This is a genomic window from Kitasatospora sp. NPDC048722 (genome assembly GCF_040650235.1).
In the GTDB taxonomy this organism is placed as follows: Bacteria; Actinomycetota; Actinomycetes; order Streptomycetales; family Streptomycetaceae; genus Kitasatospora.
In genome coordinates this window covers 255445-269734 of sequence record NZ_JBEZGX010000003.1, presented here as the reverse complement: position 1 = coordinate 269734, position 14290 = coordinate 255445, and the positions used below count along the sequence as shown (strand labels likewise).

Annotated in this window: 11 protein-coding genes and 2 pseudogenes; 4 read left to right on the top strand and 9 right to left on the bottom strand. The window is 69.8% G+C overall.

What is annotated here, in order from left to right; genetic code table 11:
- Positions 1 to 49 precede the first annotated feature (49 nt).
- The 6 genes from AB0C76_RS04630 to AB0C76_RS04605 all read right to left on the bottom strand — a co-directional run bounded on the left by AB0C76_RS04630 (position 50) and on the right by AB0C76_RS04605 (position 5524).
- Positions 50 to 1198 (bottom strand): acyl-CoA dehydrogenase family protein, encoded by a 1149-nt coding sequence (locus AB0C76_RS04630; protein ID WP_359959608.1) that lies wholly within the window; start codon positions 1196 to 1198, stop codon positions 50 to 52.
- Positions 1199 to 1259: 61 nt separating this feature from the next.
- Complete coding sequence (locus tag AB0C76_RS04625; RefSeq protein ID WP_359959605.1) at positions 1260 to 2087, bottom strand: SDR family oxidoreductase; 828 nt, start codon at positions 2085 to 2087, stop codon at positions 1260 to 1262.
- A 16-nt stretch (positions 2088 to 2103) separates the two neighbouring features.
- Positions 2104 to 2505, bottom strand: coding sequence for a MaoC/PaaZ C-terminal domain-containing protein (locus tag AB0C76_RS04620; protein ID WP_359959602.1), 402 nt, complete (start codon positions 2503 to 2505; stop codon positions 2104 to 2106).
- A complete protein-coding gene (locus tag AB0C76_RS04615) occupies positions 2502 to 2960 on the bottom strand; it encodes a MaoC family dehydratase N-terminal domain-containing protein (RefSeq protein WP_359959599.1) in 459 nt (152 codons plus the stop codon). Before AB0C76_RS04615 ends, AB0C76_RS04620 begins: the two co-directional genes overlap by 4 nt.
- A gap of 3 nt (positions 2961 to 2963) precedes the next feature.
- The gene (locus AB0C76_RS04610; RefSeq protein ID WP_359959596.1) at positions 2964 to 4148 is read right to left on the bottom strand and encodes a lipid-transfer protein; all 1185 of its coding nucleotides are present in this window, start codon (positions 4146 to 4148) and stop codon (positions 2964 to 2966) included.
- A gap of 266 nt (positions 4149 to 4414) precedes the next feature.
- On the bottom strand, positions 4415 to 5524 hold the full coding sequence (locus tag AB0C76_RS04605; RefSeq protein ID WP_359959593.1) for a DUF4436 family protein: 1110 nt from the start codon (positions 5522 to 5524) through the stop codon (positions 4415 to 4417).
- A gap of 446 nt (positions 5525 to 5970) precedes the next feature.
- Between AB0C76_RS04605 and AB0C76_RS04600 the strand changes: the two genes are divergently transcribed.
- From AB0C76_RS04600 to AB0C76_RS04590, 3 genes and pseudogenes are all read left to right on the top strand, one after another.
- On the top strand, positions 5971 to 7377 hold the full coding sequence (locus AB0C76_RS04600) for an NAD(P)/FAD-dependent oxidoreductase (protein ID WP_359959590.1): 1407 nt from the start codon (positions 5971 to 5973) through the stop codon (positions 7375 to 7377).
- 199 nt (positions 7378 to 7576) lie between these two features.
- Positions 7577 to 8992, top strand: a complete 1416-nt coding sequence (locus tag AB0C76_RS04595; RefSeq protein ID WP_359959587.1) for an APC family permease — start codon at positions 7577 to 7579, stop codon at positions 8990 to 8992.
- Between the two features lie 237 nt (positions 8993 to 9229).
- A pseudogene (locus tag AB0C76_RS04590) lies at positions 9230 to 9526 on the top strand (amino acid permease); the annotation flags it as partial.
- Positions 9527 to 9725: 199 nt separating this feature from the next.
- Here AB0C76_RS04590 and AB0C76_RS04585 read toward each other — a convergent pair.
- From AB0C76_RS04585 to AB0C76_RS04575, 3 genes and pseudogenes are all read right to left on the bottom strand, one after another.
- Positions 9726 to 11336: a serine/threonine-protein kinase gene (locus tag AB0C76_RS04585; protein ID WP_359959584.1), complete on the bottom strand. Its 1611-nt coding sequence runs from the start codon at positions 11334 to 11336 to the stop codon at positions 9726 to 9728.
- A gap of 366 nt (positions 11337 to 11702) precedes the next feature.
- A complete protein-coding gene (locus tag AB0C76_RS04580; protein WP_359959581.1) occupies positions 11703 to 13073 on the bottom strand; it encodes an NAD(P)/FAD-dependent oxidoreductase in 1371 nt (456 codons plus the stop codon).
- A 549-nt stretch (positions 13074 to 13622) separates the two neighbouring features.
- Positions 13623 to 13853, bottom strand: a pseudogene (locus tag AB0C76_RS04575) (histidine kinase dimerization/phosphoacceptor domain-containing protein); the annotation flags it as partial.
- Here AB0C76_RS04575 and AB0C76_RS04570 point away from each other — a divergent pair.
- Complete coding sequence (locus AB0C76_RS04570; protein WP_359959578.1) at positions 13790 to 14281, top strand: DUF4436 family protein; 492 nt, start codon at positions 13790 to 13792, stop codon at positions 14279 to 14281. The pseudogene AB0C76_RS04575 and the gene AB0C76_RS04570 sit on opposite strands and share 64 nt — an antisense overlap.
- Positions 14282 to 14290 lie beyond the last annotated feature (9 nt).

Here is a 14290-nt window from a genome sequence, read left to right as displayed (position 1 = left end):
GCTGGTGAATCCTGCCTGATCCGGATGCGTACGGGCTGCTCCAGAAGCGCTATCCGAGGTCGAGGGAGCGACCGATGATCTCCTTCATGATCTCGGTCGTGCCCGCGTAGATACGGGTGACCCGGCTGTCCTGCCAAGCGCGTGCGATGGGGTACTCCAGCATGTAGCCGTATCCGCCGTGCAGTTGGACGCAGGCGTCCACGACCCGGCCCTGGAGCTCGGTGCACCACCACTTGGCCTTGGCCGCGTCGACGGCGGTCAGCTCGCCCTCGTTGAGCGCGAGGATGCAGCGGTCCAAGTAGTGCTGAGCCACGTCGATCTCGGTCGAAAGCTCGGCGAGCCGGTGCCGGACCACCTGCAGCGATCCGATGGGCTTGCCGAAGGCCTTACGCTCGCGGACGTATGCGGTGGTCCAGTCGAATGCGGCGGTGGCCTGGGCCAGGCCGGACACCGCGACGGAGATCCGCTCCTGCGCAAGGTTGCGGGTCAGGGCGAAGAAGCCATCGCCTTCGGTGCCGAGCAGGTTGGCCACCGGCACCCGGGCGCCGGTGAACGACAGTTCGGCGGTGTCCTGGGCGTGCAGTCCGACCTTCTCCAGTTTGCGGCCACGTTCGAAGCCCGGGGTGTCGCGTTCGACGACGATCAGGCTCAGGCCGCGGTGCGGATGCTCGCCGGTGCGGGCCGCGACGATCACCAGGTCGGAGTTGATGCCGTTGGTGATGAAGGTCTTCGCGCCCTCGATGACGTAGTAGTCGCCCTCGCGGACCGCCTTGGTGCGGATGCCGGACAGGTCCGATCCGGTGCCCGGCTCGGTCATGGCGACCGCGGTGATCAGTTCACCGGAGGCGATGCCGGGAAGCCAGCGGGCCTTCTGCTCGTCGGTGGTGGATTCGAGGAAGTAGGGCATGCAGATGTCGGCGTGCAGCGCGGGGCCGAGCACCGCCGGAAAGACCGCCGCGCGGGCCGCTTCCTCCTGCAGGATCACGTTGTAGCGGAAGTCGCTGGTCCCCGCACCGCCGAACTCCTCGGGCACGGCGATGCCGAGCGCGCCGAGGCGGCCCAGCCCGGTGAACAACTCGCGCGGCACGATGCCGGCCGACTCCCAGTCCGCGAAATGGGGCACGACTTCCTTGTCCAGGAACGTCCGCACGCTCTCGCGGTAGGCCTCGTGCTCGGCGTCGAACAGGATCCGTTTCACTGGTGTCTCCGGTTGTTTGCAGGGTGAAGAGCAGTCTCGAAGGTCCACGCGGAGCGCGGTGTCAGATCACGAACCCGCCGCCGCAGACGAGGGTCTGTCCGCTGACGTAGTCCGACTCGGGGATGCAGAACAGGTACACCGAGCCCGCGGCCTCCGCCGGGGTGCCCGCGCGGCCGAGCGGGATCGCGTGCTCCATCGCGGACATCAGGTCGGGGCTGACGCCGACCTTGATCTCCTTGCCCTGGACGTCGATCGTCCCGTCCCCGGCGGGGGTCTCCGTCAGCCGGGTCCTGATCAGCCCGAACGCCACCGTGTTGACCGTCACGTTGTAGCGGCCCCACTCCTTGGCCAGCGCCCTGGTCAGGCCGGTGACCCCGGCCTTCGCCGCGGCGTAGTTGGCCTGACCCGCGTTGCCGCCGAGGCCTGCGATCGAGGAGATGTTGACCACCTTGCGGCACGGCACCGGCTCACCGGCCTGCGCGGCGCGCTTGACCGCCGCGGAGATCACCGGCTGTGCGGCCCGCAGGATCCGGAACGGCGCCTTGAGGTGCACGTCCAGGATCGCGTCCCACTGCTCGTCGGTCATCTTCTGGATGACGCTGTCCCAGGTGTAACCGGCGTTGTTGACGACGATGTCCAGGCCGCCGAAGGTGTCTACGGCCGTCTGCACGAAGTGCTCGGCGAAGCCCTTCTCGGTGACGCTGCCCGGACACGCCACCGCCCGCCCGCCAGCGGCCTCGATCGCGGCCACGGTCTCTTCGGCGGGCCCGGCGTCCAGGTCGTTGACCACCACGGCGGCGCCGTCGGCGGCCAGCTTGAGTGCGATCTCACGGCCGATGCCGCGGCCCGAGCCGGAGATGACGGCGACCTTACCGTCGAGCTTGTCCATGTGGATCACGTTCCTTTCAGTCCAGCGCGACGAGGGCGTCGCCGGCGAGGGTGAGGGTGCCGTCGTCCAGGGCGACGGTGAGGGCGAGCGTGGCCAGGCCGTCCTCGACGGACACCACGCTCGCGGTGCAGGTCAAGGAGGCGTTCACGGGGGTGACGGCGGCGAAGCGCACCCGGTAGGAGCGGATCCGCTCCTGCGGCACCCAGTCGGTGAGCAGCCGCCCCAGGTAGGCCATGGACAGCATCCCGTGTACGAACACGTCGTCCAGGCCGGCGGACTGCGCGACGTCGAGGTCGATGTGGATCGGGTTGTGGTCGCCGGACGCGCCCGCGAACAGTGCCAGCGTGGTCCGGGAGATCGGCGCGATGCGCAACGCGGGCAGCTCGGTGCCGACCTCGATGTTCGTCGGGATCGTCACTGCGGCACCTCCGGGTTGCGCACCACGAGGACGCTCCGCGTCTCGGCGATCAGCTCGGTTCCGCGGTGGACGTCGGTCTGCTTGACGAGGAAGTCCAGTGCGCCGCCCTTCTTGCTGTACACGTCGACGATGCGTGGCTGGAGGGTGAGGGTGTCGCCCGCGTAGGCCGGTCGGTGGTAGGTGAATGCCTGTTCGCCGTGCAGTACCCGGCGCAGGTCCACGTCCAGGGCGGCGAGGTAGGCGAACGGGTCGGGTGCCTCCAGCTCCAGGCTGAAGAAGAAGGTCGGCGGAACCGGCAGGTCCCGGTGGCCCGCCCGCCCGGCGGCGTCCACATCGGTGCAGATGGGGTCCGTCTGGCCGGTGGCCTTGGCGAAGAAGCGCAGTCGGCCGCGCTCGACCTGGACGGTGATCGGATCGAGTGCCATGTTCCTGGCCGCCTCGGCGTCGATCGCCATCGCTCAGCCCACCTTCTGGTACAGCGTCACCACGGCGGCGCCGCCGAGGCCGATGTTGTGCTGCAGTGCCACCGTCGCGCCCTCCACCTGGCGGGCCTCGGCGTGGCCGCGCAGCTGCCAGACCAGCTCGGTGCACTGGGCCAGTCCGGTCGCGCCCAGAGGGTGGCCCTTCGACAGCAGGCCGCCGGAGGGGTTGGTGACCACGCGGCCGCCGTAGGTGTTGTCGCCGTCGCAGACGAACTTCTCCGCCGTGCCCTCCGGCGTCAGCCCGAGCGCCTCGTACGTGAGCAGCTCGTTCGTGGTGAAGCAGTCGTGCAGTTCGACGACCCGTACGTCCTGGGGCTCGATGCCGGCCTGCTCGTAGACCTGCTTCGCCGCGGCCATGGACATGTCGTAGCCGACGACCCTGCGCATGTCCGCGTCCGCGAAGGTCGACGGGTAGTCCGTGGTCATCGCCTGTGCCGTGATCGCCACATCGGTGCTCAGGCCGTGGCGGCGGGCGAATTCCTCCGAGCACAGGACCGCGGCTGCCGCGCCGCAGGTCGGCGGGCAGCACTGCAGCCGGGTGAGCGGTCCGTAGATCCGTGGCGAGGCGAGTACCTCCTCGACTGTCACCGGGTCGCGGAACACCGCGTACGGGTTGTTCGCCGCGTGCTTGCGCGCCTTGACCGCGATCTTGGCGAAGGTGTCCTCGGCCAGGCCGTACTCCTTGGCGTAGGCGGCACCGGCGCCGCCGAAGTACTGCGCGGCGAACGGGGCGTCGGATTCCCCCTGGACGGCGAGGGCCACCTCGTCGAAGCGGGCGAAAGGGCTGGTCCGGTCCTGCCAGTGCGACGCCAGTGCACCGCGCTGCATCTGCTCGAAGCCCAGGGCGAGCACGCAGTCCGCCATGCCGCTCTCGATCGCCTGCCGGGCCAGGAACAGCGCCGAGGATCCGGTCGAGCAGTTGTTGTTCACGTTCACGATCGGGATGCCGCTCTGGCCTAGGCCGTACAGAGCAGCCTGTCCGCAGCACGAATCGCCGTACACATAGCCGACGTACGCCTGCTGTATCAGGGCGTAGTCGATCCCTGCGTCGGCAAGCGCGACCCGCGCCGCCCTCTCACCCATAACGTCGTAGGAATCGCTGTTCCTCGGCGTGGTGAACGGGATCATCCCTACGCCTGCGACGGTCACCCTCGATGCCATGGCAGCTCCAGCCTTCCACTCCACCTCTGAGAAGGAAGAGACTACTGTTCATTCACTTAGTGCGGAAGAGGCAGTATGGACGCCGAGATCGCGCGGCCTCGGAGAGCGCCGCGACCGCATCGCGATCACGGCGGGCGCGGCCAGTCCCGGCGGATCCGCCGGCTGCCGAATACGCACCGAGACAAGTGGGCGGGATCGCGACCCCGGGGCGGGTTTCGTCTACGCCGACGACTCCGACCAGGCGATGCAGCCTCCGAGGCCGGCCGTCACTGCCCGTCGGCGGCGGCTTCCCGTTCGCGGCGTTGCCGGTGCTCGGTGCGGATGCCTGACAGGACGGTGCAGGTCAGGCTGGCTGCGATGATGCATTCGGCCCAGAAGAAGGCGACGTAGTCGATGAGCGATCCGATGGGCGGCGAGCCGGGAGCTGCGTTGCGCATGCCGATCAGGGCGAAGATCGTCGCGGCCATCCAGCCGAGGGAGGGCCAGATGAGGCCTTCGCGCTTGCGGTAGAGCACTTCGGCGGCACCGAGCACCGCCAGGGCGAGTGCCCACATGGCCGCGATCATGAACCAGGCCAGGATGAAGGTGCTGCGGGAGCGGGTGATCTTCGCATCCAGGACCAGCCTGCCGGTGGCGGCGGTGGTGACTTCGGGGTGAAGGACGAAGAACGGGTCGGCGTCGGTGAAGACCAGGCCCACCGGCACGGCCGTGCCGCCGCTGGTGGCGGTGAAGCCCGCCTCCGTGCGGTAGCGGTCGAACGGGTAGTCGGTGGCAGTGCCGTCGTAGGTCTCGGCGTGGAACAGCTGCGGCGCCGCGGTTTCACCCTCGGCGGCTTTGACGGTCGCCTTGGCGATGCCGGTAGCGGTGATCTCCACGGGGCGTGCGAAGGCCTGGGAGTCGGGGCCGACGGCGAGCCGTCCGTGCGGGATGGCGGTGACGTACAGCGTCAGCCGCTGCGCCGCCGGGTCCACGTCCTGGGCGGTGACCTCCAGTTCGACCCAGTCCTGGCCGGAGGGGATGCCCAGCTCGTAGGCCTGCTCACGGGTGTTGCGCTCATTGAGGTACAGCCCGATCCCGGATCCGCACAAGCCGATGATCAGTGCCAGCACGACGGCGAGCCGCCGGCTTCGGCGACGAGGAACACGCGGCGCTGCCTGCGGCTCGACCGCGGAGTCGGTTGCGCCGACCTCGCGAGTGGTGACCTGCACGGTCATCCTTCCTGCGGCGCTGATGCGGGGCATGCAGGGTCGCTGCCGCCCGGACGCGCGCCGGTGTTGCGATTGGGATGCCTCGGCCTGACGAGCCCCACCACCTGCCGGGCCGAGACGACCGAGAGCGTCGGCGGCGGCAGTGGGATGCGCAGCAGGAACCTGCATGCTCCGCAGCGCAGCCGACGGGAATCCTGCCCTTCTGCCAGCCCGGCAGGACTGACACAGTAAAGCATATATTGAGCCTCTAGTGTTTCAATTGAGGCATTTAGCGGCGGCCCGAAGCTTGAGCGACGTGGCAGCCGTGCTTCACGCCCCCCTCTCCGTGCTCCGTCGGTTCCTCGGCGATGGCCGGCCGGATGGCGGAGCTGGCACTCGAAGCGGCTTCGGCACCCGCGAAGGACTGGACTCCGCGCCCGTCACCGAATGGCGTACAGGTGGGGACCGGGCGGAATCGATGCCCACCGCCGCGCACGACGGCGCACCCGCCCGGGCGTACTCGCGCCCGGCGGCCCGACCGTGGTGCCACCGGCGGGCGGCACGGCGGGCATGACAGGGCATTCACCGACATGCTCGTAGCCAGCCGGTGTCGGATCGCAGATCGGTGGAGAAGCATGACGATGCATCGCCGTCGCTTCCTGAGGAGTGTCGGCCTGGGCCTTCCCGGTCTCGCCCTCCTCGCCTCGATGTCCGCCTGCGACAACGGCGGGGACAGCGGACAGAAGAGCAGTCCGCCGAGCTCTTCCGGTTCCCGGAAGGTGATCGTCGTCGGCGCCGGGATCAGCGGCCTGGGCGCCGCCCGCTACCTGGCCGACAAGGGCCACGAGGTGTCGGTGCTCGAAGCACGAGACCGGATCGGCGGGCGGATCTGGACCAGCCGGCAATGGTCCGGGGTGCCGCTCGACCTGGGCGCGTCATGGATCCACGGCATCGACGGCAACCCGATCACCGACCTCGCGAAGCAGGCCGGCGCGCGCACAGTGGTCACCGACCCCGCGAGCTCCACCGAGTACGCCACCGACGGCCAGGAGATCGCGGGCGCCCAGGCGCAGGCTCTCCAGCGGTGGCAGCAGGACACCGCGAAGGCGCTGTCGACGTTCCAGGGCGGCGACAACCAGGACGAGCCGGTACGCACCGTCGTGCAGGACGCGCTGGGCTGGTCGAACCTGCCCGATTCCGACAAGACTCTGATCTCCTTCGCGCTGAACGACTACGAGCACGAGTACGCGGGCAGCGTCGACCGGATGTCCGGCCTGTACTTCGACGACGACGCCAAGATCAGCGGCATGGACGTCCTGTTCCCGGAGGGCTACGGCGCCCTCACCGACCACCTGGCCAAGGGCCTTTCCGTGCAGACCGGGCAGGTCGTCAAGCAGATCGACTGGACCTCCAGCGGCGTAACGGTCACCACGGACAAGGGGACCTTCCAGGGCGACCAGGTCGTGGTCACGCTCCCGCTGGGCGTCCTACAGAGCGGGTCGGTCACGTTCGGCCCCGGCCTGCCCGCCGACAAGCAGGACGCGATCGGCAAGCTCGGCATGGGCGTGCTCGACAAGTGCTACCTGCACTTCCCGAAGGTGTTCTGGCCGGACACCGACTGGCTGATGTACATCCCCGACCTGAGCCGCTACGGGCAGTGGGAGCAGTGGATCAACGTCGCCCGCCCCACCGGCCAGCCGGTGCTGCTCGGCTTCAACGCCGCCGACTTCGCCCGCACGACCGAGGGCTGGGACGACAACCAGATCGTCGACAGCGCCATGACCACGCTCAGGACGATCTTCGGCAACGACATCCCCGCTCCGACCGCGCACCAGATCACCCGCTGGGCCTCCGACCCCTACGCGCTCGGCTCGTACTCCTTCAACAAGCTCGGCTCGACACCCGACATGCGCGACCGACTGGCGGCCGCCGTCGACGGCCGGGTGCACTTCGCCGGGGAGGCGACCAACCGCCGGTCCTTCGCCACCGTCCACGGCGCCTACCTGTCGGGCATCCGCGCGGCCAAGGAGATCGTCGGCTGACACCGGTGCCCTCGCCGGCTCCAACGGCACCCCGCTCCCGGACCAGCGGTGCCGCCCATGACTCTCCGTGATCACCGGCACAGGGCAGTTGGCGACGCCAACCGGATGTGCCACCTGGCGACTCCGTGGAGATAATCACCCGGCTCGTTGCCCGTCGTACGCCGGATCAAGGTGAGAAGTGCCACCGAACGTCACTGCCGTGACCGCAGCAACCGCGCCGGCGGCCCGGTTCCGCTCCCCTGCCCGGAACGTCAAGCTCGCGCCCCTGGTCGCGCTCATCTTCTTCAGCGTCTCCGGCGGGGCCTACGGCATCGAGGGCCTGTTCCCCACCGCCGGTCCCGGTATCGGCCTGCTGCTCCTCCTGGTGACACCCCTCGTCTACAGCGTTCCGCACGCGATGGTCTGTGCCGAACTCGGCACGGCGATCCCGGTCGACGGCGGGTACTACCACTGGGTGCGGCGCGGGCTGGGGCGCTTCTGGGGTTTCCAGCAGGGCATGATCAGCTGGCTGGGCGGCTTCGTGGACCTGGCCGTCTACCCGGTCCTGTTCACCGGCTACCTGCAGTCCATGGTCGGCTGGGCCGCCCCGGGCGAGCACGTGATGTTCGCTGTGGGCGGCCTTCAGTTCGACCTGCACTGGTGCGTCTGCCTCGCCGTCATCACCGCCTGCGTCCTGATCAACCTGATGGGTACGGCCAGGGTCGGCGCCTCCGCTGTCGTGTTCGCCGTCGTCTGCCTCACCCCGCTGCTGGTGCTGAGCGTCGCCGGCTTCGCGCACATGCTCGGCGGCGGCGCCGGTCCCGTTCAGCAGCTGACCGGTCGCCCGGAGCAGTCGATCGGAAGCGCCTTCGGCGCCGGGCTCTTCCTCGCCATGTGGAACTACAGCGGCTGGGACGACGTCTCGGCCTTCGCCGGCGAGATCGAGAATCCGCGCAAGCACCTGCCGCGGGCGCTCGCCCTCTCCGTCGGGGTCATCACCGTCGGCTACCTGCTTCCGGCTCTCGCCTCGCTCTCGCTCGGGCCGGACGGCCCGGCCGGCTGGAAGAGCTGGCGCAGCGGCTCCTTCTCGACCGTGGCCGGAGCCCTGGCCGGGCCGTGGCTGCAGACCGCCGTGACGGTCGGCGGCATGATCGCCTCGGCCGCGATGTTCTCCGCGCTCCTCACCTCCAGCGCCCGCGTGCCCTTCGTTCTGGCCCAGGACGGCTACTTCCCGAACTGGATGGCGAGAAGGACCGCCCGGCGTCAGGTCCCCGTCGCCTCCCTCATCGGCTCATCGGCGATCTACGCCCTGTTCTGCCTGAGCAGCTTCAGCAACCTGATCATCGTGGACGTCTTCCTCACCAACATCACACTGCTGCTCGAAGTCGCGGCACTCATCGCACTACGCGTGCGCGAGCCACGCCTGGAACGTCCCTACCGCGTCCCCGGCGGACCCGTCGGCCTCTCCCTCGTCGTTCTGAGCCTGACCGGCGTGTGCACCTGGGCCGCATGGCAGCAGTACGCGGAGAACGGCACCACGGCGGTGACCTACTGCCTCATCGCCGTCAGCGCCTGCGCACTGCTCTACCCGCCGATGGCCAAGCGCCGCCGCCGGATCGCGGGCGCCGAGGCATAGCCTGGCGCAAGGACGCAGGCCGACCCCTCGGGCGACCAGGGTCCGCGCCGTGCGCACCCGTGCCGTGCGTGCGCTCCCCGCACTGGACAAGCCGACACATTTGAACTGACACGACGTCAATCCTGGAGCGTCCAGTCGGAGTTCGGCGTGCACTGGCCGTGGCAGGCCTTCGCCCTGGTGATGGTGGCGGTCACCGCTCTCCTGTCGTACTTCGACCTGAACGTTGCCGCCAAGGTCCTCGGCCGCACCCACCCAAGACACGGATCGCCGTACATCGCCTCCTTCACCCAGAGCGCGATCGCGCTGGCGATCGTCGGCGGCTTCTGGGCCGCCGGACAGGACCCGTACGCGAGCCTGTACACGCTCACGGCGATCCTCGGCACGCTCGCCCTGCTGGTGGTGCAGTCCCTGAGCTCGTTCGCGGTGATCGCCTACTTCCGCCGCAACCACCCCGAATCCCGACACTGGTCCCGCACCCTCACCGCGCCACTGCTCGGCGGGCTCGCCATGATCGCCGCAATCGTGCTGCTCGTACTGAAATCCCACACCCTCTGACGCACCACCCGCCGCCCAGAGCGATCGGATGGCAAGCAACCCGCAGACCCGGCCTTGCCCCACGGTTCGACTGCCAGTGCAGCAGGGGCAGCAGTTCTCACTCTTCTTCGAGGACCGGCTCAGCATCCAATGACCTCAGGGGACTTACACGAAGCCCCTAACATGCCCGGGCAGCCGGTCAGGTGCGGTGGTAGCAGGTAATGGAAACCTTGACCGGGTCGTCGTTCGTGGCAGTGGTGAGGGTGCGGATGATGGCGATGTCCTGGGCGCCGTGGGAACGGACGCAGAAGGTGCGGTCGGCGCGCAGGGTGGTAAAGGGCAGGATGGACGTGGGCTGCGTTTCGACGCCCTTGAGGCAGTCGGGGAGCGCGAGGGGGCCGGGAGGGGCGATGTAGGCGTCGCTGTCCTCGGGGATGTAGAAGGCGCCGGGCTGGCGGGCCAGGTACCAGGAGGAGGTGTCCTGGGTGACCTTCCCGGCCTTGAGGTCGAATTCGTGGTCGCGGTCGGGGGAGGTGAGTTCGAGGTTCGTGTAGACGGCGGTGTAGCCGGGGGCCGCGGACGGGGTGGAGGCGGGGGTGGCGGACGGGAGGAGGCTGCCGGTGACGGCGGGGCTCAGATCGGCGGAGTCGTCGAAGTATTCGGTGTAGTCGAGCAGGAAGAAGGCTGCTGCTGCACCGATGAGGAGGGTGGCCGCCGTGACGACTGCGGTGCGGACGCCCCGGCGCGCGGCGGTCGCGGCCCTGTGTCTTGCCGTGGGGGCAGGTTCCAGCTGCACTCGGGTGGGTGCCGGGGCCGGCAGAACGCGGGCGGTCGGGGCTTCGGCCCAGGCGGGATCGACCACGGTGACCTGCGGGACAGGTGTGGCCGGCAGGTCGGTGTGGCGGTTCAGTTCGTCGCGCACCTGCGGGGGCAACCAGCCTTCGGAGAAACGCAGTTCGCCGCCTACGGCGGGGTGGCTGCGGGCAGCCTCGATCAGCCATGCCGTACCGGGGCGGTCCTCGGAGTTCTTGGCCAGGCAGTACCGGACCAGCTCGTGCAACCCGTGCGGCAGGCGGGAGAGGTCCGGTTCCTCGTGGACCGCCCGGTAGAGAGCGGTAGGCTCGGGCCCGCCCCCGAAGGGAGACACCCCGGAGCCGGAGAAGGCGACCAGGGCACCGAGGGCGAAGACGTCGGTGGCCGGGGTGGCGGGCTGTCCGAGGGCCTGCTCCGGGGCCATGAAGCCGGGCGAACCGATGCGCAGGCCGGTGCCGGTGAGCGGGCTCGCGTCGGCGGCGCGGGCGATGCCGAAGTCGATGACGCGCGGGCCGTCGGCGGCCACCAGGACGTTGCCGGGCTTGAGGTCGCGGTGGACGACGCCCGCGGCGTGGATCGCCTGCAGGGCTTCGGCGACCCCGGCGAGCAGCAGCAGGACGGTGCGCTCCGGCAGCGGGCCGTGGCGCTGGACGACCCGGTCGAGGGAGGGGCCGGGCACGAACGTGGTCGCCAGCCAAGGAGAGGTGTCGTCGGTGCCCGCATCGACCACCTGGGCGGTGTAGAGGCTGTGGATGCGGCGTGCGCTGGCGACTTCCTGGGTGAAGCGGTGACGGAACTCCGGGTCCTCGGCGAATTCGGGCCGGACCACCTTGAGCGCGACCGGGCGCCCGCCGGGGGTGTACGCGAGGTATACGCGCCCCATGCCACCCGCGCCGAGCCGGGCGCACAGCCGGTAGCCACCGACCTCGCCGGGGTCATCCGGGGTCAGTGCCTCGAAGGCCGAGGAGGTCGGGGCGCCGAAGGGCTGCGCGGTCATGAGGGCTCCCAGCAAGTCGTGCGGTGGTACGGGGCACGGCGAAACGGGGGGCGGCGGCAGTAGCGGCCCCTGGATGCGTTCCAGCGCCCGGATTCGCAGCGGATGATGTCCGGCCGCAGTTACTGTCAGTGTCCAGCTCTCGCGACCGGCGTGTAGGAGCGGCCGGCCGTGCGGGCAGGTGGGCCCGGTGTTCCGCTCCGGGCAGGCCCCCGCCGGCGCGTTCGGGGGTACGCGCCGACGGGGACTGCCGTCCCACGGGCGTCGGGGGGGGCGCCCGTGGGGTCCTGGGGGACGAACCCCGCTCGTGTTCCCCGCTGCCCACACGACGGGGGAACGATCCGGGGATTCGTCACGCGGCTGACGGTGTCAGCCGGCGATCTCCTTGGCCGCGCGAAGGCCCGACCGGTAGGCGCCGTGGACGGTGGCGTAGTCCTTGCGGTCCGTCGCCTCGCCGGCGAAGTGCACCCGGCCGTCCACGGCGGCCGCGAGCTGGTTGCGCAGGTCGGACGTGGCGCCGAGCTTGGTGAACGAGTAGGAGCCGCAGGCGTACGGGTCTGAGGCCCAGCGGGTGATCTGGTAGTCCGTCGGCTGGGGGATGTTGCCACCGTAGATGGTCTTCAGGGTGTTCATGGCGCTGTCGACGATCTGGGTGTCGCTCCAGGCCTCGATGGTGCGGCCGAAGTCGGCGGCGTTGAAGCCGAGCAGCACCGGCTGGCCGGTGGGCCGGGCGACGTTGATCCACTGGGCCCACTGCCCGTACTTGCCCAGGTCCGGCACGTACTCCAGCCAGTCCGTGTCCGCCCAGAACACCTTGGGGAATCGCAGGTAGCACTTGTTGAGGACACCTGTGCCGAGCTTGCCGATGGCCGTGGTCTTGGCCTGGGGCAGACCGGGGCCGAACGTGACCGACCCGCTCTGCAGGACGCCCAGCGGCAGCGTGACCACGACGTGGTCGCCTTGGAAAGTGCCCTTGTCGGTGGTGACCGTCACGGCGCCGGACGTCCAGTCGATCTGCTTGACGACCTGTCCGGTCTGCACCGCCAGTCCCTCGGCCAGGTAGTCGGTGATCTGGTGGTAGCCGCCGGGGAACAGGACGTCCTTGCCCTTGATCTTGGCGTCGTCGTCGAAGTACAGGGCGGACATCTGGTCGACGCTGCCCGAGTACTCGTGCTCGTAGTCGTTCAGCGCGTAGGAGACCAGGGCCTTGTCGCTGTCCGAGAGCTTCGACCAGCCCAGCGCGTTCTGGACGACGCTGCGGATCGAGGCGTCGTCGTCATCCTTCTTCTGGAAGGACGACAGCGCGTCGGCAGCGGCCTTCCGCCAGCGTTGCAGCGCCTGGGCCTGGGCGCCCTCGATCTCCTGGCCGCCGGCGAGGTAGTCGGTGGCGCTTTCGAGGTCGGTCACCGCGGTCTTCGCACCGGCCTTCCTGGCCAGATCGGTGATCGGGTTGCCGTCGATGCCATGGATCCACGATGCGCCGAGATCGAGCGGTGTGCCGGACCACTTCTCGCTGGTCCAGATCCGCCCGCCGATGCGGTCGCGCGCTTCGAGCACCGACACGTCGTGCCCCTTGTCGGCCAGGTACCGGGCGGCTCCCAGGCCGCTGACTCCGGCACCGACGACGATCACCTTCTTGCGTCCGGACGGACCCGGCGCCGCGCTCTCATCTCCGCCGCCCTCGGTGTCCCCGTCGTTGTCGCAGGCGGACAGGGAGGCGAGAAGAGCGAGGCTGGGCACTCCCAGGCCTACGCTCCGCAGGAAGTGCCGGCGATGCATCGTCATGGCTGTTGACCGATCTACTTTCTGACACGGGCCAATACGAGGGTGTCGCCGAACGCTCCGTTGCGTTCGTCGGGGCCACCTGGGCAGGGAAGCCACACGGGCTTCAAAGCGGCCAACCCGCCTCGTCGGGGACAGCTCCCTGCACCGGGGCGGGTGTCGGCTCGCCGACCCGCCGGCGTACGCCGCGTGGGGCGCCGACCAGCAGCAACCCGCCGCGACGGCAAGGCGAGGCGATGCAAGAGAGGATACTTTGAAACACCAATGTGTCAATAGAGGCACTGGAGCATGGCTGGCGGGTTGGCGTAGGCAACCGTGGGCGAAGGTCGTGACTCCACCGCCAAGGAGGCTCGGGTGGGCGGTGGCGACCTCGGTGTCACGCCTCCGGGCCGGCCAGCGGAAGGCGGGCGTGGACAGCGAAGCCACCGTCGCGGGTGGGGCCGACGCCGACGGTACCGCCGAGGCCCTCGGCGCGGGTACGCATGCCATCGAGGGGGCGGGGGCGAGGACGCCGAGCAGACCCCGCAGTTCGGCGAGGGCCTGGAGGCCGAGGGAACGGATCAGAGCAAGGGTCTCGCGGACGGCGGCCGGGTCGTCGGCCTGGGCGATCTGGGCAGCGCCGGCATGCAGGGCGATGAGGGAGACCCGACTGGAGACAACAACATGCATCTCCCGTGCGAGGCGGGCGCGTTCGGCGGCGACCGCGCGTTCCTCGGCGTACGGGCGAGCCTCCTCCAGTAGGCGGTTGCGGTCAGCGAGGGCGCCGACGGCGCGGGTGCGCTGGTAGGCGGCCAGGCCGAGGGGCCCGCCGACGGAAGGCGAGGGGCGAGCGAGCCGATGGCGACCAGGGTCGCGTTGAGCGTGGCCGAGGAGGTGGGACCAAGGCTGTCACCGTTGGTCAGGGCGAGCGGGACGAACACCAGCAGGATGATGACGGTCGGGGCGAGGGCGACGACGCTCTTCGGCAGCCGGCGCTGGGCTGGATGGCGGCGACGCTGTTCGCGCTGGCCGGCTTCCGCAACACCGCTCCCGGGGCGCCACCGATCGGTTGCCTGCTCGACCACACGGCGTTCCTGTGGGCCGAGGCGATCGTGGCCTTCTCGGTGGTCTACGTGGTACTACGCGGGACGCCGGTCGAGCTCGCTCCGCCTCCGGCCGAGACGTGAGGCCCATCC

Bases quoted from the DNA above. Each gene is read 5' to 3' on its own strand.
- AB0C76_RS04615 (WP_359959599.1), bottom strand. From the start codon at position 2,960: ATGGCGATCGACGCCGAGGCGGCCAGGAACATGGCACTCGATCCGATC.
- AB0C76_RS04610 (WP_359959596.1), bottom strand. From the start codon at position 4,148: ATGGCATCGAGGGTGACCGTCGCAGGCGTAGGGATGATCCCGTTCACC.
- AB0C76_RS04600 (WP_359959590.1), top strand. From the start codon at position 5,971: ATGACGATGCATCGCCGTCGCTTCCTGAGGAGTGTCGGCCTGGGCCTT.
- AB0C76_RS04625 (WP_359959605.1), bottom strand. From the start codon at position 2,087: ATGGACAAGCTCGACGGTAAGGTCGCCGTCATCTCCGGCTCGGGCCGC.
- AB0C76_RS04605 (WP_359959593.1), bottom strand. From the start codon at position 5,524: ATGCAGGTTCCTGCTGCGCATCCCACTGCCGCCGCCGACGCTCTCGGT.
- AB0C76_RS04585 (WP_359959584.1), bottom strand. From the start codon at position 11,336: ATGACCGCGCAGCCCTTCGGCGCCCCGACCTCCTCGGCCTTCGAGGCA.